Origin of the sequence: Burkholderia sp. 28_3 (genome assembly GCF_003253915.1) — a bacterium.
Lineage (GTDB): Bacteria > Pseudomonadota > Gammaproteobacteria > Burkholderiales > Burkholderiaceae > Burkholderia > Burkholderia cenocepacia.
The window spans coordinates 88,732-114,308 of the sequence record NZ_QKZF01000016.1 but is presented as its reverse complement, the minus strand read 5'-3'; the positions used below and the strand labels follow the sequence as shown (position 1 = coordinate 114,308).

23 protein-coding genes are annotated in these 25,577 nt (G+C 68.3%); 12 read left to right on the top strand and 11 right to left on the bottom strand.

Annotated elements, in window-relative coordinates; all coding sequences use genetic code 11:
* Window positions 1-139 precede the first annotated feature (139 nt).
* The 5 genes from DFS13_RS27550 to DFS13_RS27530 all read left to right on the top strand — a co-directional run bounded on the left by DFS13_RS27550 (window position 140) and on the right by DFS13_RS27530 (window position 6,335).
* Window positions 140-1,846, top strand: coding sequence for an AMP-binding protein (locus DFS13_RS27550; RefSeq protein ID WP_111442338.1), 1,707 nt, complete (start codon window positions 140-142; stop codon window positions 1,844-1,846).
* A 114-nt stretch (window positions 1,847-1,960) separates the two neighbouring features.
* On the top strand, window positions 1,961-3,490 hold the full coding sequence (locus DFS13_RS27545; protein WP_058903406.1) for a CoA-acylating methylmalonate-semialdehyde dehydrogenase: 1,530 nt from the start codon (window positions 1,961-1,963) through the stop codon (window positions 3,488-3,490).
* An 18-nt stretch (window positions 3,491-3,508) separates the two neighbouring features.
* Window positions 3,509-4,408 carry a 3-hydroxyisobutyrate dehydrogenase gene (mmsB, locus tag DFS13_RS27540; RefSeq protein WP_006480765.1) on the top strand — a complete coding sequence of 300 codons (900 nt, stop codon included), beginning with the start codon at window positions 3,509-3,511 and terminating at the stop codon, window positions 4,406-4,408.
* Window positions 4,408-5,199, top strand: coding sequence for an enoyl-CoA hydratase (locus DFS13_RS27535; RefSeq protein WP_062910336.1), 792 nt, complete (start codon window positions 4,408-4,410; stop codon window positions 5,197-5,199). Before mmsB ends, DFS13_RS27535 begins: the two co-directional genes overlap by 1 nt.
* Window positions 5,196-6,335: an enoyl-CoA hydratase/isomerase family protein gene (locus DFS13_RS27530; protein ID WP_006482815.1), complete on the top strand. Its 1,140-nt coding sequence runs from the start codon at window positions 5,196-5,198 to the stop codon at window positions 6,333-6,335. Before DFS13_RS27535 ends, DFS13_RS27530 begins: the two co-directional genes overlap by 4 nt.
* 66 nt (window positions 6,336-6,401) lie before the next feature.
* Here DFS13_RS27530 and DFS13_RS27525 read toward each other — a convergent pair whose 3' ends face one another.
* Entirely contained in the window at window positions 6,402-7,307 is a 906-nt protein-coding gene (locus DFS13_RS27525) for a LysR family transcriptional regulator (protein WP_034202034.1), read from the bottom strand.
* A 178-nt stretch (window positions 7,308-7,485) separates the two neighbouring features.
* On the opposite strand from DFS13_RS27525, the gene DFS13_RS27520 reads away from it, so the two are divergent.
* The gene (locus DFS13_RS27520) at window positions 7,486-9,024 is read left to right on the top strand and encodes an MFS transporter (RefSeq protein WP_048986899.1); all 1,539 of its coding nucleotides are present in this window, start codon (window positions 7,486-7,488) and stop codon (window positions 9,022-9,024) included.
* A gap of 30 nt (window positions 9,025-9,054) precedes the next feature.
* On the opposite strand, the gene DFS13_RS27515 is transcribed toward DFS13_RS27520, so the two are convergent.
* From DFS13_RS27515 to DFS13_RS27490, 6 genes are all read right to left on the bottom strand, one after another.
* A complete protein-coding gene (locus tag DFS13_RS27515; RefSeq protein ID WP_111442337.1) occupies window positions 9,055-10,434 on the bottom strand; it encodes an efflux transporter outer membrane subunit in 1,380 nt (459 codons plus the stop codon).
* Window positions 10,435-10,440: 6 nt separating this feature from the next.
* A complete protein-coding gene (locus DFS13_RS27510; protein ID WP_111442336.1) occupies window positions 10,441-12,474 on the bottom strand; it encodes a MacB family efflux pump subunit in 2,034 nt (677 codons plus the stop codon).
* A gap of 2 nt (window positions 12,475-12,476) precedes the next feature.
* Window positions 12,477-13,670 (bottom strand): efflux RND transporter periplasmic adaptor subunit, encoded by a 1,194-nt coding sequence (locus tag DFS13_RS27505; RefSeq protein ID WP_111442356.1) that lies wholly within the window; start codon window positions 13,668-13,670, stop codon window positions 12,477-12,479.
* Between the two features lie 271 nt (window positions 13,671-13,941).
* Window positions 13,942-14,670, bottom strand: coding sequence for a bifunctional 2-polyprenyl-6-hydroxyphenol methylase/3-demethylubiquinol 3-O-methyltransferase UbiG (locus DFS13_RS27500; RefSeq protein ID WP_006483165.1), 729 nt, complete (start codon window positions 14,668-14,670; stop codon window positions 13,942-13,944).
* Window positions 14,671-14,725: 55 nt separating this feature from the next.
* Window positions 14,726-15,307 carry an HD domain-containing protein gene (locus tag DFS13_RS27495; protein WP_006498847.1) on the bottom strand — a complete coding sequence of 194 codons (582 nt, stop codon included), beginning with the start codon at window positions 15,305-15,307 and terminating at the stop codon, window positions 14,726-14,728.
* A gap of 78 nt (window positions 15,308-15,385) precedes the next feature.
* Window positions 15,386-15,952, bottom strand: a complete 567-nt coding sequence (locus DFS13_RS27490; RefSeq protein WP_006483170.1) for a helix-turn-helix transcriptional regulator — start codon at window positions 15,950-15,952, stop codon at window positions 15,386-15,388.
* A 446-nt stretch (window positions 15,953-16,398) separates the two neighbouring features.
* Between DFS13_RS27490 and DFS13_RS27485 the strand changes: the two genes are divergently transcribed.
* A complete protein-coding gene (locus DFS13_RS27485; protein WP_111442335.1) occupies window positions 16,399-17,802 on the top strand; it encodes an HdeD family acid-resistance protein in 1,404 nt (467 codons plus the stop codon).
* 93 nt (window positions 17,803-17,895) lie between these two features.
* Complete coding sequence (locus DFS13_RS27480; RefSeq protein ID WP_034202040.1) at window positions 17,896-18,468, top strand: hypothetical protein; 573 nt, start codon at window positions 17,896-17,898, stop codon at window positions 18,466-18,468.
* A gap of 78 nt (window positions 18,469-18,546) precedes the next feature.
* Here the strand turns inward: DFS13_RS27480 and DFS13_RS27475 are convergent, their stop codons facing one another.
* Window positions 18,547-19,131 (bottom strand): OsmC family protein, encoded by a 585-nt coding sequence (locus DFS13_RS27475; RefSeq protein WP_241308558.1) that lies wholly within the window; start codon window positions 19,129-19,131, stop codon window positions 18,547-18,549.
* A 35-nt stretch (window positions 19,132-19,166) separates the two neighbouring features.
* On the opposite strand from DFS13_RS27475, the gene DFS13_RS27470 reads away from it, so the two are divergent.
* The gene (locus DFS13_RS27470) at window positions 19,167-19,898 is read left to right on the top strand and encodes a ribonuclease T2 (RefSeq protein WP_069352539.1); all 732 of its coding nucleotides are present in this window, start codon (window positions 19,167-19,169) and stop codon (window positions 19,896-19,898) included.
* 25 nt (window positions 19,899-19,923) lie between these two features.
* On the opposite strand, the gene DFS13_RS27465 is transcribed toward DFS13_RS27470, so the two are convergent.
* The 3 genes from DFS13_RS27465 to DFS13_RS27455 all read right to left on the bottom strand — a co-directional run bounded on the left by DFS13_RS27465 (window position 19,924) and on the right by DFS13_RS27455 (window position 22,517).
* Window positions 19,924-20,559: an isochorismatase family cysteine hydrolase gene (locus DFS13_RS27465; RefSeq protein ID WP_059721935.1), complete on the bottom strand. Its 636-nt coding sequence runs from the start codon at window positions 20,557-20,559 to the stop codon at window positions 19,924-19,926.
* Between the two features lie 218 nt (window positions 20,560-20,777).
* A complete protein-coding gene (locus DFS13_RS27460; protein WP_111442333.1) occupies window positions 20,778-21,422 on the bottom strand; it encodes a hypothetical protein in 645 nt (214 codons plus the stop codon).
* Window positions 21,423-21,602: 180 nt separating this feature from the next.
* Window positions 21,603-22,517, bottom strand: coding sequence for a glutaminase (locus tag DFS13_RS27455; protein WP_111442332.1), 915 nt, complete (start codon window positions 22,515-22,517; stop codon window positions 21,603-21,605).
* 219 nt (window positions 22,518-22,736) lie between these two features.
* On the opposite strand from DFS13_RS27455, the gene DFS13_RS27450 reads away from it, so the two are divergent.
* The 3 genes from DFS13_RS27450 to DFS13_RS27440 all read left to right on the top strand — a co-directional run bounded on the left by DFS13_RS27450 (window position 22,737) and on the right by DFS13_RS27440 (window position 25,575).
* Complete coding sequence (locus DFS13_RS27450) at window positions 22,737-23,447, top strand: response regulator (RefSeq protein WP_006498855.1); 711 nt, start codon at window positions 22,737-22,739, stop codon at window positions 23,445-23,447.
* 64 nt (window positions 23,448-23,511) lie between these two features.
* Window positions 23,512-24,642 carry an ATP-binding protein gene (locus tag DFS13_RS27445; RefSeq protein ID WP_006483159.1) on the top strand — a complete coding sequence of 377 codons (1,131 nt, stop codon included), beginning with the start codon at window positions 23,512-23,514 and terminating at the stop codon, window positions 24,640-24,642.
* Between the two features lie 306 nt (window positions 24,643-24,948).
* Window positions 24,949-25,575 (top strand): FMN-dependent NADH-azoreductase, encoded by a 627-nt coding sequence (locus DFS13_RS27440; RefSeq protein ID WP_111442331.1) that lies wholly within the window; start codon window positions 24,949-24,951, stop codon window positions 25,573-25,575.
* The last annotated feature ends 2 nt before the right edge of the window (window positions 25,576-25,577 follow it).

Here is a 25,577-nt window from a genome sequence, read left to right as displayed (position 1 = left end):
ATCACGCAGGGCACGAGGGCAGCGCGGTGAACGCGGCACGCAACGACGTGACCGTGCGCCGTGCAACACGGAACCGGGCATGTGCTGCAGCACCTGCACCGGTTGAGCGCTGGGCATGGAGACTGGACGGAGACGACACATGACGGTACAGGCATTCCTGGACGCACGCGACTTTCTGCTGCGCCATCGCACCGACTACGACACCGCATACCGCGATTTCGAATGGCCGGTGCTCGATGCGTTCAACTGGGCGCTCGACTACTTCGACCCGATGGCGCGCGGCAACGACCAGCCCGCGCTGTGGATCGTCGACGCGGCGACCGGCACGGGCGATCCGTATTCGTTCGCGCAGATGTCCGAGCGTTCGTCGCGGATCGCGAACTGGCTGCGCGCGATCGGCGTCGTGCGCGGCGACCGCATCCTGCTGATGCTGCCGAACCGGGTCGAGCTGTGGGACGCGATGCTGGCCGCGATGAAGCTCGGCGCGATCGTGCTGCCCGCCACCACGCAACTGTCGCCCGACGACGTGCGCGACCGCGTGCAGATCGGCGGCGCGAAATACGCGATCGTCGACGAGAACGAAGCCGCGAAATTCGAACAGCCCGATCTCGGCCTCGCGCAGCAGATCGTCGCCGGCGCGCCGCGCGCGGGCTGGCTCGCGATGAACGACGGCTATGCGGCGAGCGCCGCGTTCGAGCCGGACGCCGTCACGCACGCGAACGATCCGATGCTGCTGTACTTCACGTCCGGCACGACGTCGAAGCCGAAGCTCGTCGAGCACACGCACCGCACCTATCCGGTCGGCCATCTGTCGACGATGTACTGGGTCGGCCTGCAGCCGGGCGACATCCACTGGAACATCAGCTCCCCGGGCTGGGCGAAGCACGCGTGGAGCTGCTTCTTCGCGCCGTGGAATGCGCAGGCGTGCGTGTTCGCGTTCAACTATGCGCGCTTCGAGCCGAAGGTCGTGCTCGATGCGCTCGTCAAGTATCGCGTGACGACGCTGTGCGCGCCGCCGACCGTGTGGCGCATGCTCGTGCAGCAGCCGCTCGCGTCGTTCGACGTGAAGCTGCGCGAGATCGTCGGCGCGGGCGAGCCGCTGAATCCCGAGATCATCGAGCGCGTGAAGAAGGCGTGGAACATCTCGATTCGCGACGGCTACGGCCAGACCGAGACGACCTGCCTGATCGGCAACTCGCCGGGCCAGCCGGTGGTCGCGGGCTCGATGGGCCGGCCGCTGCCCGGCTACCGGATCGCGCTGCTCGATCCGGACGGCGCGCCGGTGACCGAAGGCGAGGTCGCGCTGCCGATCGGTGGCGACGTCACGCGCCCGGTCGGGCTGATGAAGGGCTACGCGAACAATCCCGATGCGACGGCCCATGCGATGCGCGACGGCCACTACCGCACGTCGGACATCGCGATGCGTCGCGACGACGGCTACTACGTGTACATCGGCCGCGCGGACGACGTGTTCAAGTCGTCCGACTACCGGCTGAGCCCGTTCGAACTGGAAAGCGTGCTGATCGAGCATCCGGCGATCGCGGAAGCGGCCGTCGTGCCGAGCCCGGACCCGGTGCGGCTGTCGGTGCCGAAGACCTTCATCACGCTGCGCCAGGGCTATGAAGAAAGCCCCGCGCTCGCGCTGGAGATCTTCCGCTTCTCGCGCGAGAAGCTCGCGCCGTACAAGCGTATCCGTCGCCTGCAATTCGCGGAACTGCCGAAGACGATCTCCGGGAAGATTCGCCGCGTCGAGCTGCGCCGCCGCGAGATCGAGCGCGGCGACGACGCGACCGAGCGTATGCCCGGCGAATACTGGGAAGAAGATTTCGCCGCCGAACTGAAATGACCGGCCGCGGGTCGCGCGTGCTGCTTTTTTCCGCGCGTCGCCCGCCGCCTCGCTGAACCGAACCGGCCGCGCGTCGCACGACGCCGCGCGGCCCACTGCAAGGAGAGTGCTCTGATGAACGCGAATCCGACGCCCCGCACGGGGCAAGACGTGCCGACGGTCAAGCTGCTGATCGACGGCGCCTTCGTCGAGTCCGCCACGAACGAGTGGCGCGACATCGTCAACCCGGCGACGCAGCAGGTGCTCGCACGCGTGCCGTTCGCGACCGTCGCGGAAGTCGACGCGGCCGTGCAGGCCGCGCACGCCGCGTATGCGACGTGGAAGAACACGCCGATCGCCGCGCGCATGCGCATCATGCTGAAGTTCCAGGATCTGGTGCGCGCGAACCAGCAGCGCATCGCGAAGACGCTGACGGCCGAGCAGGGCAAGACGATTCCCGATGCCGAAGGCGACATCTTCCGCGGCCTCGAAGTGGTCGAGCACGCATGCTCGATCGGCACGCTGCAGCTCGGCGAATTCGCGGAGAACGTCGCGGGCGGCGTCGACACCTACACGCTGCGCCAGCCGCTCGGCGTGTGCGCGGGCATCACGCCGTTCAATTTTCCCGCGATGATTCCGCTGTGGATGTTCCCGATGGCGATCGTGTGCGGCAACACGTTCGTGCTGAAGCCGTCCGAGCAGGACCCGATGTCGACGATGGAGCTCGTCGAGCTCGCGCTGGAAGCCGGTGTACCGAAAGGCGTGCTGAACGTCGTTCACGGCGGCAAGGAAGTCGTCGATGCGATCTGCACGCATCCGCTCGTGAAGGCGATCTCGTTCGTCGGCTCGACCGCCGTCGGCACGCACGTGTACAACCTCGGCAGCCAGCACGGCAAGCGCGTGCAGTCGATGATGGGCGCGAAGAACCACGCGATCGTGCTGCCCGACGCGAACCGCGAGCAGACGATCAACGCGCTCGTCGGCGCGGGCTTCGGCGCGGCCGGCCAGCGCTGCATGGCGACTTCCGTCGCGGTGCTGGTGGGCAACGCGCGCGAATGGCTGCCCGACATCGTCGCGAAGGCGAAGACGCTGAAGGTCAACGCGGGCTCGGAAGCGGGCACCGACGTCGGGCCGGTCGTGTCGCGCGGCGCGAAGGCGCGGATTCTGTCGCTGATCGACATGGGCATCAAGGAAGGCGCGAAGCTCGAACTCGACGGCCGCGACGTGAAGGTCGCCGGCTTCGAGGAAGGCAACTTCATCGGCCCGACGATCTTTTCCGGCGTGACGACCGACATGACGGTCTACACGCATGAAATCTTCGGACCGGTGCTGGTCGTGATGGAAGTCGACACGCTCGACGACGCGATCGCGCTGGTCAACGCGAACCCGATGGGCAACGGCGTGGGCATCTTCACGCAGAGCGGCGCGGCGGCACGCAAGTTCCAGAGCGAGATCGACGTCGGTCAGGTCGGCATCAACATCCCGATTCCGGTACCCGTGCCGTTCTTCAGCTTCACGGGTTCGCGCGGCTCGAAGCTCGGCGATCTCGGCCCGTACGGCAAGCAGGTCGTGCAGTTCTACACGCAGACCAAGACGGTCACCGCGCGCTGGTTCGACGACGACACGACGGCCGGCCCGGTGAATACGACGATCCGGCTGCACTGAGCGGCGGAGGACACCAACATGAAAATCGGATTTATCGGCCTCGGCCACATGGGCGCGCCGATGGCGCTGAACCTGCTGAAAGCCGGCCACGACGTGCACGCGTTCGACCTGAGCGCCGACGCGTTGCGCGCGCTGCAGGACGCCGGCGCGCAGGTGGCAGCTTCCCCGCGCGACGCGGCATCGGGCGCGACGTTCGTGATCACGATGCTGCCGGCCGCGCCGCACGTGCGCTCGGTGCTGTCCGGCGAGAACGGCGTGCTGGCCGGCCTCGGCGCGGGCGCGACCGTGATCGATTCGAGCACGATCGACCCGGCGAGCGCGCAGGCGTTCGGCGCGCTGGTGCGCGAGCACGGCGGCGCGTTCGTCGATGCGCCGGTGTCGGGCGGCACCGGCGGCGCGGCGGCCGGCACGCTGACCTTCATGGTCGGCGGCAGCGACGCGGATTTCGAGCGCGTGAAGCCGGTGCTCGCCGGCATGGGCAAGAACATCGTCCACTGCGGCGCGACGGGCATGGGGCAGGTCGCGAAGGTCTGCAACAACCTCGTGCTCGGCATCTCGATGGCGGCGGTGTCGGAGGCGATGTCGCTCGGCGTCGCGCTCGGCATCGACCCAAAGGTGCTGGCCGGCATCGTCAACACGTCGACCGGCCGCTGCTGGAGCTCGGACACCTACAACCCGTATCCGGGCGTGATCGAGACCGCGCCGTCGTCGCGCGGCTACTCGGGCGGCTTCGGCACCGACCTGATGCTGAAGGATCTCGGCCTCGCGAACGATGCGGCGAAGCAGGCGCGCCAGCCCGTCTATCTCGGCGCGCTCGCGCAGCAGCTGTACCAGACGATGAGCAGCCGCGGCGACGGCCAGCTCGATTTCTCGGCGGTGATCCGCCTGTATCAACCGGCCACGAAGAAGGACGCGTGATGATCGAACTCGACTACGTCGACGACGGCGCGATCGCGTGCGTGACGCTCAAGCGTCCGCCCGCGAACGCCTTTACCGCCGACGGGCTGCAGCAATTGCAGCAAACCGTCGCCGAACTGAATGCGAACCCGCGCGTGCGCGCGCTGGTGATCACCGGCGACGGTCCGAAGTTCTTCAGCGCGGGCGCCGATCTCAACACGTTCGCCGACGGCGATCGCGCGGTCGCGCGCACGATGGCGGCGCGCTTCGGCGCGGCGTTCGAGGCGCTGCACGACGCGCGCGTCGTGACGATCGCGGCGATCAACGGCTATGCGATGGGCGGTGGCCTCGAATGCGCGCTCGCATGCGACCTGCGGATCGCGGAGACGCATGCGCAGATGGCGCTGCCCGAACCGTCGGTCGGGCTGCTGCCGTGCGGGCTCGGCACGCAGACGCTGCCCTGGCTCGTCGGCGAGGGCTGGGCGAAGAAGATCATCCTGACCGGCGCGCGCGTCGACGCGGCGACCGCACTGCGGATCGGCCTCGTCGAGGACGTGGTGGACAGCGGCGCCGCGCGCGACGCGGCACTCGCGCTGGCACGCAACGTCGCGCGGCAAAGCCCGCATGCGGTGGCCTACAGCAAGGAGCTGATCGGCCTCGCCCGACGCGGCGTGCCGCGCGGCGCGGCGCTCGCGGTCGAACGCGAACGCTTCGTCGACCTGTTCGACACGGCCGATCCGCGCGAAGGCGTGGCGGCGTTCCTGGGCAAGCGCGCGCCGCAGTGGCGCACCGATGGAGAGCCGCAACGATGAGCACGCCGGTGACGAATCACGACACGTTCGCGGAACATGCGCCCGAGGTGCTGTTCCGCGTGGTGAACCGCGTGGCGCTGATCACGCTGAACCGGCCGGCCGCGCTCAACGCGCTGTCGTACGCGATGATCGGCGAGCTGACCGCGCTGTTCGAGCGCTGCCGCCACGACGACCAGATCGTCGCGCTCGTGCTGCGCGGCGCGGGCGAGAAGGGCTTCTGCGCGGGCGGTGACGTCCGCGAGCTGTACCGGATGGTCGCGCAGCGCGAGACCTGGCTGCCGTTCTTCGTCGACGAGTACCGGCTCGATTACGCGATCCACACGTTCCCGAAGCCGGTCGTCGCGCTGATGGACGGCGTGACGATGGGCGGCGGCATGGGCCTCGCGCAGGGCGCGGCGCTGCGCGTCGCGACCGAGCGCAGCAAGATCGCGATGCCGGAAACGCGCATCGGCCTCGTGCCCGACGTCGGCGCCACGCATTTCCTGTCGGGCATGCCGGCCGAACTCGAACTGTACGTCGGGTTGACCGGTGCGATGCTGTCGGGCGCCGACGCGCTGACCGCGAAGCTCGCGGACCTGTGCGTGCCGTCCGCGTGGCTCGACACGTTCGAGACGCGCATCGAAAGCGTCAAGTGGGACGGCGACGCGCTGCCGTTGCTGCGCAAGGTGTTCGAGCCGCCGTGCAACGTGGTGCCGCATGCGGCGCTCGACGGCCAGATGCCGTGGATCGTTCGCCACTTCGACAAGCGTTCGACCGTCGAGCGGATCGTCGCGACGCTCACGCAGGAGCTGGCGCGCGACGAGCTGGCGCGCGAGCACCGCCAGTGGCTGCAGGCGACGCTCGACGCGCTCGCGAGCCATTCGCCGACGATGCTCGCCGTGACGCGCGAGGCGCTGCTGCGCGGCCGGCAGATGACGCTCGCGGAATCGTTCCGGATGGAGCTCGGCATCGTCGCGCGCGCGATCGAGGAAGGCGATTTCTGCGAAGGCGTGCGCGCACATCTCGTCGACAAGGATCGCAAGCCGCGCTGGGCGCCCGCATCGCTCGTCGAGCTGCGCGCCGAACGCGTGCGGCATTTCCTGACGTCGCCGTGGAAGCTGTTCGCGCATCCGCTCGCCGATCTCGGCGCGGCGTGATGCGATGAGCCGACGCGCCCGCGCGGCGCGTCGGTTGCCGCGTATTTCGTTGCGGTTCTTTCGCGCTCAGCGCTCGATCATCGGCGGCACCGCCTCCACGAGCGCATCGATCACGCAGCGCGTCTTGCGCGGCAGGTAGCGCGTCTTCGGCCAGATCGCATGAATGTCGCCTTCGCAGACGAAGCAGCGATCGAGCACGACCACCATCTCCCCGCGCTTCACGTAGTGATCGAGCAGCCAGCTCGGCAGCCATGCGATCCCGAACCCCGACGCACCGGCCGCCGCGATCGCCTGCACGTCGTCGAAACTGAGCTGGTGCGGCATGTCGATGTGGACGCTCGAGCCGTCCGGCGCACGCAGGTACCACGGTTGCACGACGCCCGAGCGTGAATACGCGATCGTGCGGTGGTTCTTCAGGTCGTCGAGCGATTGCGGGGTGCCGTAACGCGCGAGATACGATGGCGCCGCGCCGAGGCTCCCGTATTGCGTGCCGAGCCGCCGCACCGCGAGGCTCGTGCTGTCCGCGAGCGGGCCGATCCGCACCGCGAGATCGATGCCTTCCTCGACGAGATCGACGAAACGGTCGGTGATCGACACGTCGATCCGCAGGTGCGGGTAAGTGCGCGCGAGGTCGAGCACGATCGGCGTCACGCAGTGGTGCCCGAACGCGAGCGGCACGCTCAGCCGCAGCTTGCCGCGCGCCTCGTTGCGACCGCAGTCGAGATCGGCTTCCGCCGCTTCCAGTTCCGCCAGCGCGCGTACGCAGCGGTCGTAGTACGCCTGGCCGTCGTCGGTCAGGCTCTGGCTGCGCGTCGTGCGCTGCAGCAGCCGCGCGCCGAGCCGCTTTTCGAGCCGCGCGATCGCCTTGCCGACGGCCGAGCGCGTCATGTCGAGCCGTTCCGCGGCGAGCGCGAAGCTGCCGGATTCCACCACCTGGACGAAGGTCGTCACGCCATCGAGTCTGTCGGTCATAGCGGGTTGCGCGGATTGCGTCCTGTGATTCCCCAGTTCGTAGAAATGGATGCGTCAATGGGGAGGGAAATTCTCACTATAGTACCGATTCCCGCCCAGCGTGCGTCGCCGGCCGCGCGCGGCGAATCCTACTCACCTGGAGGCGCGCGGCCTGTCGCCGGGCCGCCGCGCAATACGCATGACGCTATCCGACTCCCGCAGGAATGCGGTCGCGCTCGCGGCCGTCTGTCTCACGTCGCTGATGTTCGGCCTCGAAATCTCGAGCGTGCCGGTGATCCTGCCGACGCTCGAACACGTGCTGCATGGCGATTTCAACGGCATGCAGTGGATCATGAACGCGTACACGATCGCGTGTACGACGGTGCTGATGGCGGCCGGCACGCTCGCGGACCGGTTCGGCCGCAAGCGCGTGTACGTGATCGGCACCGTGCTGTTCGGCGCGACGTCGCTGCTGTGCGGGCTCGCGCCGAACGTGCCGGTGCTCGTCGCGGGCCGGCTGCTGCAGGGCGCGAGCGGCGGCGCGATGCTGATCTGCCAGATCGCCGTGCTGTCGCACCAGTTCCGCGAAGGGCGCGAGCGCGGCCGCGCATTCGGGATCTGGGGGATCGTGTTCGGCATCGGGCTCGGCTTCGGGCCGATCGTCGGCGGCGCGATCGTCGCGCTGGCGAGCTGGCCGTGGGTGTTCCTCGTCCATGCGCCGCTCGCGGCCGTCGCGCTCGTGCTGATCGGCGGCGCGGTGCAGGAATCGCGCGATCCGCATGCGGGCGCGCTCGACGTCGCGGGTATCGTCACGCTGTCGCTCGCGGTGCTCGGTGTCGCCTTTTACATCACGCAAAGCGCCGAACTCGGGCTGACGAGCGCGGCCGGCCTCGGCGTGCTCGGTGCGACCGTGGTCGCGGTGATCGGCTTCTTCATCGCGGAGCGCGCCAGCGCGCGGCCGATGTTCGACTTCTCGGTGTTCCGGATCCGCGCGTTCACCGGCGCGATCTTCGGCTCGATGGGGATGAACTTCAGCTTCTGGCCGTTCATGATCTACCTGCCGATCTGGTTCCAGGTCGCGCTCGGCTACGACAGCGTGACGGCCGGCCTCGCATTGCTCGCGTACACGCTGCCGACGCTGATCGCGCCGCCGTTCGGCGAACGGCTCGCGCTGCGCTACGGGCCGGGCGTCGTGATTCCGGCCGGGCTGTTCACGATCGCGGCCGGCTTCGTGCTGATGCGGCTCGGCAGCGCGGCCGATCACGCGAGCTGGCTGACGATGCTGCCGGGTTGCGTGACCGCCGGCATCGGGCTCGGGCTGACCAACACGCCCGTCACCAACACGACGACGGGCGCGGTGCCGAGTGCGCGGGCCGGGATGGCGTCGGGCATCGACATGAGCGCGCGGATGATCTCGCTCGCGCTGAACATCGCGGCGATGGGCTTCGTGCTGGTGGCGGGGATCGTCGCGAGCCTGAAGGGCGGGCCGGCCGGCGCAATCGGCGACGCGGCGCTGCGCCGGCTCGCGCAGGAAATCGCGGCGGGCCGCACCGACGGGCTGCAGGCGATCGCGCCGGCGCTCGCGCAGGCCGACCCGAGCGGCGCGGCGCTGCACGCGGCGCTCGTGCACGGGTTCGGCTGGGTGATGGTGTACGGCGCGGCAGGCGTGGCCTTGCTCGCAACGGCGAGCGCGGTGGCGTTCGCGCCGGCGCGGCGCGGGGCGGCCGTGTGCGAATGACGCGGCCGGCGTGCGGCGCGTGACGGCCGGTCAGGACGTCCCGCCGCCGAGCGCGCGGTAGAGCTTCATCTGGTTGTTGAGCCGGTTCAGGCGCGTCAGCTCGTCGGCGCTCTGCGCGCTCCTCAGCACCTGTTGCTGGTCGAGCCACGGCTGCACGGCGGTCGCGCCGGCCGCGAAGCGCGCGGCGGCCAGCCGTTCGGCACGCTGCGCCTGCGCGAGCGACAGCGCGCGCTGTTCGGCCTCGCGTTCGAGCTGCACGCGCGCCGATAGCGCATTCTCGACTTCCGCGAGCGCCGTGTAGAGCCGCTGGCGGAACCCGACGACCGCTTCTGCGTACTGCGACTTCGACACCTTGATCTGCAACTGCATCGTGTTCCACTGGATGAACGGCAGCGCGAGGCCGAGCCCGAGCGTGCCGACCGGGTTCGTCAGCACGCGCTCGAGGCTCGTGCTCGTCGTGCCGGCGCTGCCGGTCAGCGTGAAGGTCGGGTAGAAGCTCGTGCGCGTCGCGTCGACCTGCGCGAGCGATTCGCGCAGCCGGAATTCCGCCGCCCGCAGATCGGGGCGCCGGCCGAGCAGGCTCGCGGGCAGGCCGGCCGCCACGTCGGGCGGTGCGGCGTCCGGCAGTGCCGCCGGCTCGGCCGCCAGTTGCTGCGGCGGCCGGTCGAACAGGATCGCGAGCGCGTGGCGGTTCTCGGTGCGCTGCTGGATCAGTTGCGTCTGCGCCGCGCGTTGCGCGGCGAGGCTCTGTTCGGCCTGCGCGAGATCGAGCCCCGACACGGCGCCGGCCGCGTGCCGCGACCGGACGAGCGCGAGCGTGCGCACCGCATACGCGATGTTCGCGTCGCCGAGCGCGATCTGCCAGTTCAGATAGCCGATCTGCCAGTACAGCGCCGCGGTCGTGCCGATCAGCGACAGCCGCGCGGCTTCGAGATCGGCGGCCGTCGCGTCGGCTTCCCAGTGCGCGGCATCGCGCAGCGCGGCCAGCCGGCCCCACAGGTCGATTTCGTAGCTGAGCGAACCGTTGAGGCCGCTCGACTGGCTCGTCCGGTGCGTATCGAGCGTGCGCGACACGGCGCCGTTCGCGCCGAGCGTCACGTTGGGCGTGAGGTTCGTATCGACGAGCCCGGCCTGCAACTGCGCGCGATACACGCGGATCGCCGCGATCGCGAGGTCGTTGTTGGCGCGCAGCGCGTCGTCGATCAGCGCGTCGAGTTGCGGATCGCCGAAGCTGCGCCACCAGTCGCGCGCGGCGGGCGGCGCGTCGGCCGTGACCGGCGCGGCCCAGTTCGCGGGCATCGCGACGGGCGGCAGCGGATCGTGGCGCGTACCCGCGCAGCCGGCGAGCAAAGCGGCCGCGCAGGCGAATGCGCCGAGGCGGCGAAGCGGGGAGGAATGCGTGATGGTCATGTTTCGTCAGTCGCGCGCGAGCGCATCGATCGGATCGAGCCGCGACGCGTTGCGCGCGGGCATGAACCCGAAAATCACACCGGTGAGCGTCGAGCACACGAATGCGGTCACGATCGCGCCGGCCGAGAACACCATCTTCCACTGCGCGACGAACATCGAGAACAGCGCGCCGAGCCCGAACGACAGCGCGATGCCGATCGTGCCGCCGAGCAGGCACACGAGCACGGCCTCGACGAGGAACTGCTGCAGGATGTCGGACTGGCGCGCGCCGACCGCCATCCGGATGCCGATCTCGCGCGTGCGTTCGGTCACCGACACCAGCATGATGTTCATCACGCCGATCCCGCCGACGACGAGCGAGATCACCGCGATCAGCGACAGCAGCAGCGTCAGCGACTGGCCGGTTTTCTCGACGGTCTTGACCACGCTGTCCATGTTGTACGTGAAGAAGTCCTTGCGGCCGTGGCGCTGGATCATCAGCTTCTCGAGGCTTTTCTCGGCGGCGGCGCTCGGCTGCCCGTCGCGCACCCGCACGGTGATGCTGTCGAGATAGCGCTGGCCGAACAGACGCCCGCTGGCGGTCGTGTACGGCACCCACACGTTCAGGCTTTTCACGCTGCCGAATGCGCTCTTCTTGTCGGCGGTCACGCCGATCACGACGCACGGCACGTTGTCGACCAGGATCACTTCGCCGACCGGATTGCGCGTCGCGCCGAACAGCTTGCGGCGCGTGTTCTGGTCGATCACGGCCACCTGCGCCTGACGGCGCACGGCATCGTCGTCGAACGCGACGCCGAGCGCGAAGCGCATTCCGCGCGCCTGGAAGTAGCGTTCGCCGACGCCGCTCACGAGCGCGTTCACATTGACGTTGCGGAAGCGCAGCAGCAGCGTGCGCGACGTTTCGGGCGTCGCGCTGTCGACGTACGGTTGCTCCGCGAGCGCGACGACGTCCGCGGGCACGAGCGTCTGGATTGTGTCCGCGCGGCTGTCGCCCCAGTCGGCGCCCGGATAGAGGCTGATCGTATTGGTGCCGATGCTGCCGATCTCCTCGAGCATGTAGCGCTTCGCGCCTTCGCCGACCGCGACGATCGACACGACCGACGTGATGCCGATGATGATGCCGAGCATCGTCAGCAGCGTGCGCAGCCGGTGCGACACGAGTGCGATCCACGCCATCCGGCACGCTTCGGCGAAGCGGCCGGTGCCGGCGGCGAAGCGGGGGGCGCGTGGGCCGGGATCGGTGTCGGCGGGCGGCGGGGCATCGTGCGGCGCGGGCGACGAAGCCGCCTCGGCTGCCGTTTCGGCTACGTCGGCTGCGCCGATTCCGACCTCCGCGAGCGCCTCCGCGTAGTGGCGGTTCGGCCGGTCGGCGACGATCTCGCCGTCGCTGATTTCGATGATGCGCCGCGCATGGCGCGCCACCGCCTTGTCGTGCGTGACGATCACGATCGTATGGCCGAGCGCGTTCAGCTCGTGCAGGATGCGGATCACGTCCTGACCGCTTTTCGTGTCGAGTGCGCCGGTCGGTTCGTCCGCGAGGATCACCTGGCCGCCGTTCATCAGCGCGCGCGCAATGCTCACGCGCTGCTGCTGGCCGCCGGACAGTTGGCCGGGCCGGTGATGCGCGCGATCCGCGAGCCCGAGGCGCGCGAGCAACGCGCGGGCGCGTGCATGCCGCTCGGCGCGCGGGGTGCCCGCGTAGATCGCCGGCATTTCGAGGTTCGCGACCGCGTCGACGTGCGGCAGCAGGTGATAGCGCTGGAATACGAAGCCGAAGTGCTCGCGGCGCAGCTGCGCGAGCTCGTCGCTGTCGAGCATGTGCGTGTCGCGGCCGCCGACCGTGTAGGTGCCTTCGCTCGGATGATCGAGGCAGCCGAGGATGTTCATCAGCGTCGACTTGCCGGACCCCGACGCGCCGACGATCGCGACGATCTCGCCCGCGTCGATCGACAGGTTGACGTTGTTCAGGACGACGACGTCCTTGTCGCCGGCCGGAAAGCGTCGCGTGACGGCGGCGAGTTTCAGCAGGGGCTGGCGCATCGTTACACCACGTCCGACAGCGGCGCGCGCTCGTCCGCCGACGCTTCGCCGATCACGACGCGCTCGCCGTCCTTCAGGCCGGCCAGCACTTCGACGCGCACGTTGTTGTTGATGCCGATGCGGATATGGCGCGTTTCCGTGCTGCCGTCGGCGCGCAGCACGCGCACCGCCACGGTGCCGTCCTTGCGCTTCTCGCCGAGCGCGGCGGCCGGAATGCTGAGCGCGTTGCGCGCGTTGCCGAGCACGATGTTGACCTGCGCGGTCATCGCGATGCGCAGCCGGTGCTCGGGATTCGGCACGTCGAACAGCGCGTTGTAGAACACCGCGCTGTTCGATTTCGCGCCGCCACCCGCGCCGCCGCCGAGCGGGCTTTGCGCTTCGGCGTAGTTCTGCGGCGCCGGTTCGATCGCGCGTAGCTTGCCGTAGTGACGCTTGTCCGGTTCGCCGAGGATCGTGAAATACGCGGTCTGGCCGGCGCTTACGCGAATCACGTCCGCTTCCGACACCTGCGCTTTCACGGTCATCGTGTCGAGATTCGCGAGCTTCAGGATCACCGGCGCCTGTTGCTGCGCGATCACGGTCTGGCCTTCCTGCGTGACGATCGCGACGACCTCGCCGTCGATCGGCGCGACGATGCGCGTGTAGCCGAGGTTGGCCTGCGCGGTCTCGATCTGGATGCGGGCCGAACGGATCTGCGCGGCGAGCGACGCGAGCGTCGCGCGCTGCACGTCGAGCGCAGCGCGCGCGGCCTCGAACGATTCGCGCGACGTCGCGTCGTCGGGCAGCATCGCCTGCTGGCGGCGGAACGCGAGTTCGGCCTGGGTCAACTGCGCGGCGGTCGATTGTTGCTGCGCGCGCAGGCTTTCTTCGCTGGCGCGCGCCTGGCGCAGCGCGTTTTCCGAGATCACCGGGTCGATCTCGGCGAGCCACTGGCCCTTCGTGACCTTGTCGCCGAGCTTGACCTTCAGCGTCTTCAACTGCCCCGACACCTGCGCGCCGACGTCGACTTGCCTGAACGCCTGCAGCGCGCCGGTCGCGAGCACCGCGTTCTCGAGATCGCCGCGCGTGACGGGCGCGGACAGGTACTGCGGATGCTTGTCGGGCGCGCAGGCCTTCAGCGTGACGCCGACGGCGATTGCGACGACGGCAAGGGTAGCCAGCACGATGCGCCGGCGGCGATGGGTCTTCTGGGTCATGAGAATGCAGCGAGGATGAAGCGGGCGCCGGCGATGCGTGCGGCCGAACGGAACGATCCGGTCGGCGCCGCGTGCCGGGCGTGTTGCCCGCGACGGGTTCCGCGTACGCATCGCGCGGGCGTGCCGAATCGAATCAGGCGCTCATGGTAAGCGAGGAATTCGCGCCAAATCGTGTGGAAATTGTGCTGAATTGTGTGGACGCCGTATCGATGCGCGGGCCGGACGGTGCAATTGTTTCGATCTGTGAAGGCGGCGATCCGCCGCGACCGCGCTACCGCCGCGCGGCGACGATCGCCATCATCGGCCGGTCGCGTTCCTCGTCGAGAGCGGGCAGCGCGTCGACCTGCCCGGGCGTCGGCGCCCATTCGTCGAGGTGCGTGAGCGTGAAGCCGCTGCGGATCAGCAGGTTCACGAGCGTGCCGAGCGTGCGATGCTGCTTGACGACGCCCGGCGCGAGCCAGTCGGTCACGCGTTCGCCTTCGCGCTGGTAGCCGTCGAGCGGCCACGAGCGGTTGCCCTGCGCATCGACGACGAAACCTGGCCGGCGCGGCGCCGTATAGATCGGATGCTCGATCGAGAACACGAGCCGGCCGCCCGGCACGAGCGCGCGGTGGATCGTGCGCAGCAGCGTGTCGAGGTGCACGACGTAGTGGAATGCGAGCGAGCTGTACGCGAGATCGAACGCGGCATCCGGCAGCGCGAGCGTTTCGAGGTCGGCGCGACGGTACGTGATCGCCGGATGCGCGGTGGTCGATGTCGCGCGTTCGAGCATGCGTTCGGACACGTCGATGCCGAGCACGCCGGCAGCGCCCTGGTCGGCGGCCCAGCGGCTGAACCAACCGTAGCCGCAACCGAGATCGAGCACGTGACGGCCGTGCAGGTCGGGTAGCAGCGCGCGCAGCGCGGGCCATTCGGGCGCGCCGTCGAGCCCGTGAATCGAGCGGTTCAGGCGGCTGTAACCTTCGAAGAAGGCCGGGTCGTCGTAGATGTTCTGCGTCATGCGTCGGCTCAGGTGCGGGTGGGGCGCGCAAGGTGGTACGCCCGATCCCGCGAGCTTACGCGCGCTGCCCACCCGCGTCGATCCTGCGCTGCGTGTCGACATCGACGATCTCGCGGATCGCGCTGAACAGCGGCGCGGCGTCGGTATAGCGCCGGCCGTAGCCGAGATTGAACGCATAGTCGAAATCGGGCGGATTGCTGCCCTGGTTGTGCTGCAGGATCGTTTCGAGCTTGTCGAGCGCCTTCGCCGCGCGGGCTTCCGGCGAGGTGGCTGCCTCGTATTCGTCCCACAGCGCGACGATCTCGTCGCGCGCCGCGCGGTCGAGCGACGCGGTCAGCGTCAGCAGATCGTCGCGTTCGTGCGCGCTCTTGTCGGGGTGCGCGGCCTGCTCGATCGCGGGGATGTCGCCGTGCAGCGCCTCGCCGAGGTCGTGGACGACGCACAGTTTCAGCAGCTTCAGCGTATCGACGCCGGGCAGCGCGTCGGCGAACACGAGCGCCATCAGGCACAGCCGCCAGCTATGCTCGGCCGTGCTTTCCGCGCGCCCGGCCGACGTGTGGCCGCTGCGCAGCACGTCTTTCAGGCGTTCGGCGTCGCGCAGGAAATCGAGGCGCGCGCGGATCGTATCGGGATTCATGGTCGGCGTCCTTGCGATGAACCGCCAAGCGTACGCCGGCCGGCCGCGGGGTGTCCACGCATGAAATATGCGTGGGCGTCAGTGCGCGTCCAGCGTTTCCACGAGCCGCACGGCCGAGCCGTCCGACAGCGTCATCCGCGTCCATCGGCACAGGCTGCCGCGAATCGGCACGACGCGCGACGCGTTCGCGCCGGTATCGAACTCGACGCTCGGCGGTCCCGCGCGGTCGTACCAGCCGAGCGGGTCGAGCGCGGCTTCCATGCGGGCGATTTCCGGCGTCGCATAGCGCCACAGCGACGCGCCGAGCAGCGTCGAAAGCGGCCGCGAGAACTCGGCCGCGCGCGCCGGCGAGCTGGCCAGCAGGCGGTGCGTGAGGTCGCACACGAGATGCATGCGGCCCGTGCTGCCGGCGATCAGCCGCGCGAGCGCGTGGTCGCCCGCGGAATCGAGGCGCGCGGCGAGCAGCCGTTCGGCCGTCGCGCGCTCGGCGGGCGACATCTGCTGAAGGCCGGCTTCCCAGCGGGAGATCGTCGATTGCGCGACGCGGAACAGTTCGGCTGCATGGCTTTGCTTTACGCGGTGCAGCGCGCGCCAGCGCTTGAGTTGCGGGCCGAGCGAGGATGGATGAAGCGGCGGGTGGGGCATGTCGATGCTCCTGTTTCATGCGTCGGCCAGCGCCATGGCTGACAGGGGCGGCCTGGAACCTGGCGAGTGGCGGCCAGCATGTGCCGGCGTGTAATCGGTCCATGCATGTGCTCTCGTCCCGTCTGTGCGGTTCGGCTGGGTGGCTTTCGCCCTCGGAAGCCGGATTCTCCCGTATCCGCCGCCCGTTGTCGAACCCGAAACCTGTCGTGGCAGCGGGCGGCCGGGGCGGTCCGCGCCCCGCCGAAAACGTTTTCGCCAGGCTTTCAACCGGCTCCGCCATATCTTATTATTCGGCCAGAGCGGCGCGTGCCGGCCGCCATCGATCACGTCGACGACATGACGGGCCGGCCACGACGACCGCCTTCCGGCCGGCACGTCGCCCGACGCGCGGTCGAAACGACAGGGGGCGCGAGGCCGCGCGTATCCCGAAAAAATACGAGGGCGCAATGGTACGACTGGTGTTGCTGCTGCTGGGCATCGAATATCTGCGAACCCGCTGGCGCGGGCTGACCGTGCTCGGCTGGCTGTGGGTGGTGGCAGGCGTCGGCATTTTCATCGACGCGCTCGATGGTGCGCTGCATTTCCCGATCGAGCTGTTCGCATGGCTGTTCCTGATCGAGGGGCTCGCGACGCTCGCGGTGGCCGGCAGCGGGGTCGGCGGCCAGCGCATCCTGCGCTACGTGAAGGGCATCGCGGTCGTGATGGCCGCGGGGCTCGTGTTTGCCGGCCATCATCACGGCCACTTCCTGCTGTCGATGATCTTCGGCACGCTGTTCCTCGTCGACGGACTGCTGCAGTGCACGTCCGCGTGGATGGTGCGCTATCGCCGCTGGAATGTCGCGTTCGCGTGGGGTGTCGTCGAGATCCTGCTGGCGGTCTTCTTCTTCCAGCCGTACCCGACGCACTACGCGGGCACCGTACCGTACTGCCTCGGCCTGCTGCTGATATTCGGCGGAATGCACATGCTGAGCCTCGCCGCGCGCGTGCGGCGGCTGACGCGCAATCCGGCGTTCGCGACCTCGCCCGCGCCGGCGCTGGCGCCGGATCTCGACGATGCGCAGTACCCGCCGCAGTTCGCGCAATCCGAATGGGACGGGCCGCCGGCCGACGGCGAGCGGGCGCTGACCGTGCACGTGTGGACCCCGACCGGCACGTCGAAGGCCGAAGCGCAGCGCTATCCGGTGATCGATCGCTACATCGCGGCGGTGGACGTCAACGGCGTGATCTCGACCGGCCATGCGGCGCTGGAGTCGCCGGAGGGCATCTACATCAGCCTGTATCCGGCTGTCGAGATCGATCGTTCTCCGGACGAATTCACGCGCATCCTGCGCGCGACGCGCGAGAACGACGTGCCCGGCCTGTTTCAGCCCGACTATGCGACCGAGTCGAAAGCGTGGTGCCCGTCGACCGTGCGCGTGCGCATCCGCAACTACGATCCGGCCAAGCTCGAGGCGTTCTGGTCGTCGTATCGGCAGAACGTCACGTACAACCTCACGCACCGCAACTGCTCGAGCACCGTGTCGAACGCGCTCGAGGCGGCGCTCGACGGTGCGGTGTGGCGGCTGAAAGGCGCGCGGGCCGGGTGGGGCGCGTTCGTGCGGCTGCTGTTCACGCCCGAGCTGTGGGTGGCCGCGCAGATCCGCAAGCGCGCGGTGACGATGGCGTGGACGCCCGGACTCACGCTCGACTATGCGCGCGCGCTCAGCATGCTCGCCGATCCGCGTCCGTTCGCATGGTGGAAGGTGGCGCGCTCGGCGGTGAGCGCGATCATGGCGTCGCGGCGTGCGTGGCGCGAGCAGGACAGCGCGGCGTTGTCGCCGGGCGGCTCGGAGGCGGCGTCGATGAAGTGAAACGCGTGATGCCGGACGCGGGCCCGGCATCACGAAGGGCGCCCGGCGCGGCCCGGCGATATTGCCCGCTACCCGCACCCACGGACGACAACAATGAACAAGACGAGAACGTTCCGCATCGTGATTCCCGCCGCGCTGGCGCTGGCGAGCGCCGGCCTCGCGCAGGCGGGCATGGACGAAGTGCCGCGCATGAGCAACGACGTGTACCGGATGTCGGTATCGTTCTGCTCGAACGTCACGGCCGACGAGAAGATCATGTGCCAGGGCGACATGATCGCCGCGGGCAGCAGGATCGTCGCGGCGATCGGCGGCCTGCCGCCGGCTTCCGCGTCGGCGATCGACGAAGGCGCGCGCAACAAGCTGCCGCCGGAAGAGCGCAAGGGCCTTGCGCCCGTGGAGCCCGGTGCGATCGACAAGGACGACGATCTGGCCGGCCTCGCCGGCATGGTGCGCCTGTGCGACGTGTACGAATCCGGGCCGGCGTCGCGCGCGCGGCACCACGCGGCGCTGCAGCAGAAGGCGCCCGATGTCGCACCGCGTGTCGAGGCGTTGCTGGCCGATGAGTCGACCGCGGCGCGCCGGCGCGTCAGTATCGGCGTGTGGCAGATTCTCGCGCTCGAGGGGCCCGAAGCGTCGGCGCGCGCGTGCACGCAGCTCGGCACCTGAGCGATCACGTGCGGTAAGTGCGTGCCGTTCGACCGTCGACGCACGGGTGCCGACCATGCGGCATCCGTGACGATCAGCTCAGTCGTGCGCGATCGTGTCCGGCCCGATCCGTATCGGCTTGCCGAGCGTTCGGGCGACCGGCGAGGCCCGTACCGCGTCGCGGACGAGTATGTGCTGCGCCTGCGACAGCGGTACCACGAAGCGCAGGGCGATGTCGAAACCGGTTTCGACATCGCGGCGTTCGAGGGTGACGTCCACCGTACAGGCCGGCAGCGTCACGCCCGCGCGTTCCGCTGCCAGTTCGACCGACATGCAGACGCAGGCCGCCAGCGCACTTTCGAGCAACTCGTGCGGCCGCAGGCCGGCGTCGCCGCCTTTGCCTGCCTTGTGGGTGTCCGAGCGCACGACGCTGCGCCCGTTCCCGATCTCGACGCAGTACGGCTTGCCCAGCCGTGTGGCCGTCACCATGGGGATGCTCCGTTGCAGGATGAAAGTGGCGACAGCGTATGCCGGGGGCGCATGCGGCGGAAGGCAATCGCCGGTACCGGTACCGGCTGTAACAGGTTCGGCGGTACGCCGCGCATTCTTTCGTGCACCTTCACATTCGTGCCACGTTGCGGCAGCAACAATCGCGGGCAGACATTCGACAACCTTGCGGCGCATCCCGCGACCGCAAGCCTTTTCCGAGGAAACACGCCATGCTCAAGACGCTCGCCCGCGCCGCTGCCGCACTCGCCGTCGCTTCCGTGTCACTGCACGCCGCCGCGCAGACCAGCTACGACTACCTGTTGCTCGCCGCATCGTGGGAGCCGGGTTTCTGCGCGTCGCACGACACACCGGAATGCACGAACCTCGCCGGATCGTACGCGGCGACGAGCCTGTCGCTGCACGGGCTGTGGCCGAACCGCTACGACGGCAACCAGCCGTTCTACTGCGGCGTGCCGCAGAACGACATCGACCTCGACAACGCGCACCAGTGGTGCAGCATGGACGCGTACCCGATCAGCAGCGCGACGCGCAACACGCTGTCGACGTACATGCCGGGCGTCGCATCCTGTCTCGACAAGCACGAGTGGTTCAAGCACGGCACCTGTTCGAACTCGGCGACGCCCGATGCGTACTGGAACCAGGCGTCGGGCATGATCAGCCGGCTCGGCAACACGTCGTTCAACACGTTCCTGCAGGCGAACGCGGGCAAGACGGTCACGCGTAACCAGTTGCTGTCGGCGTTCGAAGGCGCGTTCGGCAGCAACACGCGCAGCGCGGTGTCGCTGAAGTGCACGAAGACGAACGGCGTGAGCTACTTCACCGAAGCGTGGATCGCGGTGAAGACGAACGCGACCGCGCAGTTTCCGAGCGCGGCGTCGCTCGTAACGGACGGCAACACGCAGGGCACGTGCCCGACGTCGGGCGTGTTCATCGCGAAGTAAGGCGGATGCTGCGGCTCGGCCGTCGTTACGCCAGCAGCCGCAGCGCCTCCGCGAGCGACAGCACCGTCGTGCGCGATTCGAACGCGGTGGCGAACAGATGCTCGTGGACCACCGGGTCCGGGTCGTAGCAGCAATCCTTGACCGTGTAGAGGCGGAAATCGGCGTCGCTCGCATGGGCGATCGACGACAGCATCACGCCGGTCGACGCGATGCCGACCATGATCAGCGAATCGACGCCTTGGGCGATGAGCCGCGCCTGCAGATCGGTGCCGAAGAACACGCTCGCGCGGTGGGCGAGGATCAGCGGCTCGTCGGGCTGTTTGGCCAGCTCCGGGCAGGGGGCATCGTCGATGAAGAGGCCGAGCTGCTTGATGCCCTGGCCGTTCTTGTTGAGCGGACTGACTTCCGGATAGCCGGGACTGAAGCGCAGATTCGCGAACCACACGCCGACGCCGGCCGCTCGCGCCGCGTCGCAGAGACGGCGCGTATTCGAGAGCAATTCAGGGGCGACCGACGGAAAGAGGCCGAGGATGTCGGTCTGGTAATGCATGACGAGCAGCGCGGTTCGGGATGGCGCGATGCGGGGGATCGGCGAGGAGGAATGGCTGTCGGCGTGCGCGTGGGCCGTCGTTGCGACTTTTGATGCGTTGTCCGGATTCATGCGTGGGGCTCCAGTAATCGCTGCGGAATGTCGGGAAAGTCGGTTGTTTCGTATCGTCGGTCACGGCGGCGCCAGCGTGCTCGCGCGTTGCGGAGTCTCGGTTGGATATTTCCTCAGGATATCAACGAGTCGAACGATTTCCAGCGCGGTTTGACGGCAGGGGATCACGGCGTTTCGTTGCGATGCTTGCCGGAATCGCGCGTTGCGGCGACAGCGATCTATCGCACCCGTACCGTTCTTACGCAAGCCGGGGCCGGCGGCTCACCGTTATCGCCGCGCTCTCTGTAGGGGACGACCTCCACGGACATCTGCTCGCGCCAGAAGATCTCGGAGATCCGGCGGCCGTGCTCGCCGTAGTGGGTACGATGATTGAACCCCATCGACTCCAGTGCTCCAGTGAATTGCGCGAAATTCGGCTCGCATGTCGTCAGCGGCGCAGCCGGCATTCCGGGAATCGGATCAAGGCCCAGTTCTACGCGCGTCCCTCTTCCATAGACCACGAACCGCTGGATACCGACCGCCCAGTTACCGGGCAGGCGCTGGCCGTAGCCGAAGCTGTCTTGATCGATCGCGTGGGTCTGCACGCCGAAGCTGCGGTGCACCGCGTCGGGTGTCATGTCGGTAACCTGATTGCTGATCCGAATCAGCTCCAGCATGCCTTGCAGCGCCTGCGTGACGGTCAGGTTCGCCGGGCTTCGCGACTCGACGGCCCCGCTGCCGTCGGGTGGGGCATCCGCCGATTGCCCATGTGCGCCGCCGAACGGCAGGCACAGGCTCAATGCCGTCACGACGGCCAAGGGGTTGACGAAGCCGTGCCCGGTATGAGCGGTTGAAACGACGTGAATTCTGTTCTTGGTCTGCATCACGCTGGATCCTTGTTGTCGTCGAGCAAAGCAACGATGTCCATTCCCCGTGCCCGTCCCGCGCGGCGTTGTGACGACATTGTCGACAATCTCGCCGACGTAATGGCGTCACTTCGTGGTGCGCGTCGACATCAATCCGGTGTCACGGCACCGGACGACGCGAGTGTCCACTGAGACTTCTCAAAAAATCGACCTTCCCGTATAAGTCGTCAACCACTCCAGCGCCAGCGTCCCCGCCAACGAGTTCCCGTTCGCATCGAGCCCCGGCGCCCACACGCACACCGCCATCTCCCCCGGCAGCACCGCGACGATCCCGCCCCCCACGCCGCTCTTCGCCGGCAACCCGACCCGATACACGAAATCGCCGGCCGCATCGTAGGTGCCGCAGGTCAGCATCAGCGCCGACAGCCGCTTCGCGGAACTCGAATCGACGATCCGCTCGCCGGTCACCGGCGCGACCCCGCCGTTCGCGAGGAACAGCGCGGCGCTGGCCAGTTCGACGCAGTTCATCTCGATCGCACATTGGCGGCAATACGCATCGATCACCGTATCGGGCGGCATCTGCATGTTGCCGAAGCTCGCCATGAAATGCGCCATCGCGCGGTTGCGTTCCGCGTGCTGCAACTCCGACAACGCGATGCGCGAGTCGTAGTCGATATCGTTCGAGCCGATCAGCCGCCGCACGAACTCGACGAGCGCCGTCTCGGCCTTCACGAAGCGGCGGCACAGCACGTCGGTGACCACCAGCGCGCCCGCATTGATGAACGGATTGCGCGGCTTGCCGCGCTCGCTTTCGAGTTGGACCAGCGAGTTGAACGCGGTGCCGGACGGCTCGCGGCCGACCCGTTCCCACAGTTCGTCGCCCAGCAGCTGGAACGCGAGCGTGCACGCGAACAGCTTCGAGATGCTCTGGATCGAGAAGCGCTCGTGCGCATCGCCGACCGTGTAAACGTTTCCGTCGAGCGTCACGACCGCCATCCCGAACTTGTCGGCGGGCACTTTTGCGAGTTCGGGAATGTAGTCGGCCACCCGGCCCTGGCCAATCCAGGGGGCGAGTTCGGTGTGGATGCGTTCGAGAGTCGTCTGGTAATTCATCGCGTCAGGCAGGGTAGAGGCACGGCCGGATTCCGGCGAGCCCGTATGGAACCGTCCCGGCGCCGATTCGTCAAGCGCGGGCGGAATCGCGCCCTTATTTTCAAGACCGGCAAACAGGCAAGCGGCGGGCGCAGTATCATGCGGTACGTTTCGGCCGATGGCCGGCGTCCGGCACCGGCCGGCGCCGCCGCGGCTTCCCCGATGATCCGACCGCTGCCCATGTCTTTTCGCATCCTGCTCGTCGAAGACGACACCCGCCTGTCCACGCTGATCGCCGGCTACCTGCGCAAGAACGACTATGAAGTCGACACTGTGCTGCATGGTGACGCCGCGGTGCCGGCGATCCTGTCCATTCGTCCCGATCTCGTCATCCTCGACGTGAACCTGCCGGGCAAGGACGGCTTCGAAATCTGCCGCGAGGCGCGCAAGCAGTACGACGGCGTGATCATCATGGTGACGGCGCGCGACGAACCGTTCGACGAGCTGCTCGGTCTCGAATTCGGCGCGGACGACTACGTGCACAAGCCGGTCGAGCCGCGCATCCTGCTCGCGCGGATCAAGGCGCAACTGCGCCGCGCGCCCGCGCGCGCGGCCGAAAGCACCGCGCCGCAGCCGGAGCGCTACGCGTTCGGCAAGTTCTCGATCGACCGCACCGACCGCACCGTCGTGCTGCCCGACGGCAGCACGCCCGATCTGACGTCGGCCGAATTCGACCTGCTGTGGGCGCTCGTGTGTCATGCGGGCGAAGTCGTCAGCCGCGACGACCTGATGCTGCAGTTGCGCGGCGTCGAATTCGACGGCCTCGACCGCACGATCGACGGGCGCATCTCGAAGCTGCGCCGCAAGCTGCGCGACGACGCGAGCAACCCGCAGCGGATCAAGACGATCCGCAGCAAGGGTTATCAATTCAGCAAGCACGCGTGGGAATGACGCCGCGCTCGCGCGACGCCGTCACGTTCCGCGCGGGCATTCCGCCTGCCGGCCGGGAGCCGCGATGATCCGACGAACCCGTTCGCACCCCGATGCGCCGCCGCTGCCGACGCTGCGCTACGTCAAGTGGCGCTGGCTGCATTTCCGTCGCGCGTGGACCGACACGCGCGCCGACCGCATTCCGAGCTGGTCGCGCCTGTACGTGCGCACCTATCTGCATCTGCTCGGCCTCGTGCTGCTCACCGCACTGGTGCCCGCTCTCGCGCTGTGCGTCGAATTGTCGCCGCAGGTCGTGTGGCATGCGTTCGACTCGTTGCCGGGCGACATCTGGATCGTGCTCGCGTTCGTGTTCACCGCGCCCGCGCTCGCCGCGTACCGGTGGATGCGGCCGGTCTGGTCGGATCTCGTGATGGTGCGCGAGCGGGCGATCGACTTCACCGGCGGCCGCTTCAACACCCGCGCGCGCGAATCGCACAGCGTGATCATCGGTCCGCTCGCGCGCACGCTGAATGCGCTGGCGATGCGCATGGAGCGGCTGATCGCCGCGCAACGCGATCTGACGAACGGCATCTCGCACGAACTGCGCACGCCGCTCGCGCGCGTGCGCTTCGCGCTCGAAATGCTGCGCGAACCGGGCTCGGCGGCCGAATACCAGGGCGCGCTCGAGAGCATCGCGCAGGACGTGACCGAGCTCGAGGAACTGATCGACATGAGCCTCACGTATGCGCGGCTCGAATACAGCTCGCTGCAGTCGAACCTCGAGTCGACCGCGCCCGTCGCATGGTTCGAGCATCAGGTGAACGACGCGCAGCTGCTGTATCCGGAGCGTGCGATCGAGTCGCGCATCGCGATCGCGTCGGATTTGCGCGTGAAGATGGACCGGCGGCTGATGTCGTATGCGATGCGCAACCTGTTGCGCAACGCGAGCAAGTACGCGAAATCGCGGATCGTCGTCGGGATCTCGCTCGTGCACGGCAACATCGGGATCTTCGTCGAGGACGACGGCCCCGGCGTGCCCGAGAGCGAGCGCGAACGGATCTTCGACGCGTTCGTGCGCCTCGACCGCCGCACCGGCGGTTACGGGCTCGGCCTGTCGATCACGCGGCAGGTGCTCCACGCGCACAACGGCCGGATCGCGGTCGTCGATCCGGTCGAGCTCGGCGGCGCGCGGTTCGAGATCAGCTGGCCGGTCTAGCGATACGCGGCAAGCGTCCCGAGCCTCGCCGCAACAACGGCACGACAGCACGCAGCCGCGCGCGCCGGACCGGGTGCGTCGCCGGCCTTTCCCGCCATACCTTCCCCTTATCGATGCCTTCCTGCACCGCGAGCGCGTGACGATTCGTTTGCCACGCGGGCGCGCTTTGCATTACGATTGCAATTGCAACTATATGGGTGGCCGATCCGTGACGGCGGACGCGGGCGCCCCGCGACGCAGCAGTGAAGCCGGGGCCGCCACGATGGCCGTCCCCTTGTTCATGCATTCCTGTCCGGGTCACACATCATGCGGCTTTTGAATATCGTGTCTTCTCCCCGCGGCGCGAAGTCGGCTTCGATCGCGGTCGCCAATGCCTTTATCGATGCATACCGGCAGACGGGCGCCACGGTCGACGTCGATACGTTGAATGTCTGGGAGGAGGATTTGCCGGACTTTGACGGTGACGCGATCGGCGCGAAATACAAGGGCGTCGCCAACGTGCCGATGGACGAGGCGGAGCAGTCGATCTGGCGACGAATCCAGTCCCTCGTGAAGCGCTTTCAGGAAGCGGACCGGATCGTCGTCGGCGTGCCGATGTGGAATTTCGGCTATCCGTACAAGCTCAAGCAACTGATCGATCTCGTCAGCCAGCGGAACATGCTGTTCACGTTCGATGGCACTGCCTACGGCCCGTTGCTGGAGATTCCGCGCGCACTGGCCATCCATGTGCGCGGGCAGGGCGAGGCGGCCGGCGCGGGACGTGCGGGCCATCCCGGCTTCGGGCATCAGGCCGATTACATCGAATTCTGGCTGAGGTTCATCGGCGTGGACGAGGTCAGAAGCCTGACCGTCGAACACACGTGGCATGCGAGAGCGCACGAAAGCATCGAACGCGCGCAAGCGCGTGCGGTCGCGATGGCCGCCGATTTCTGATC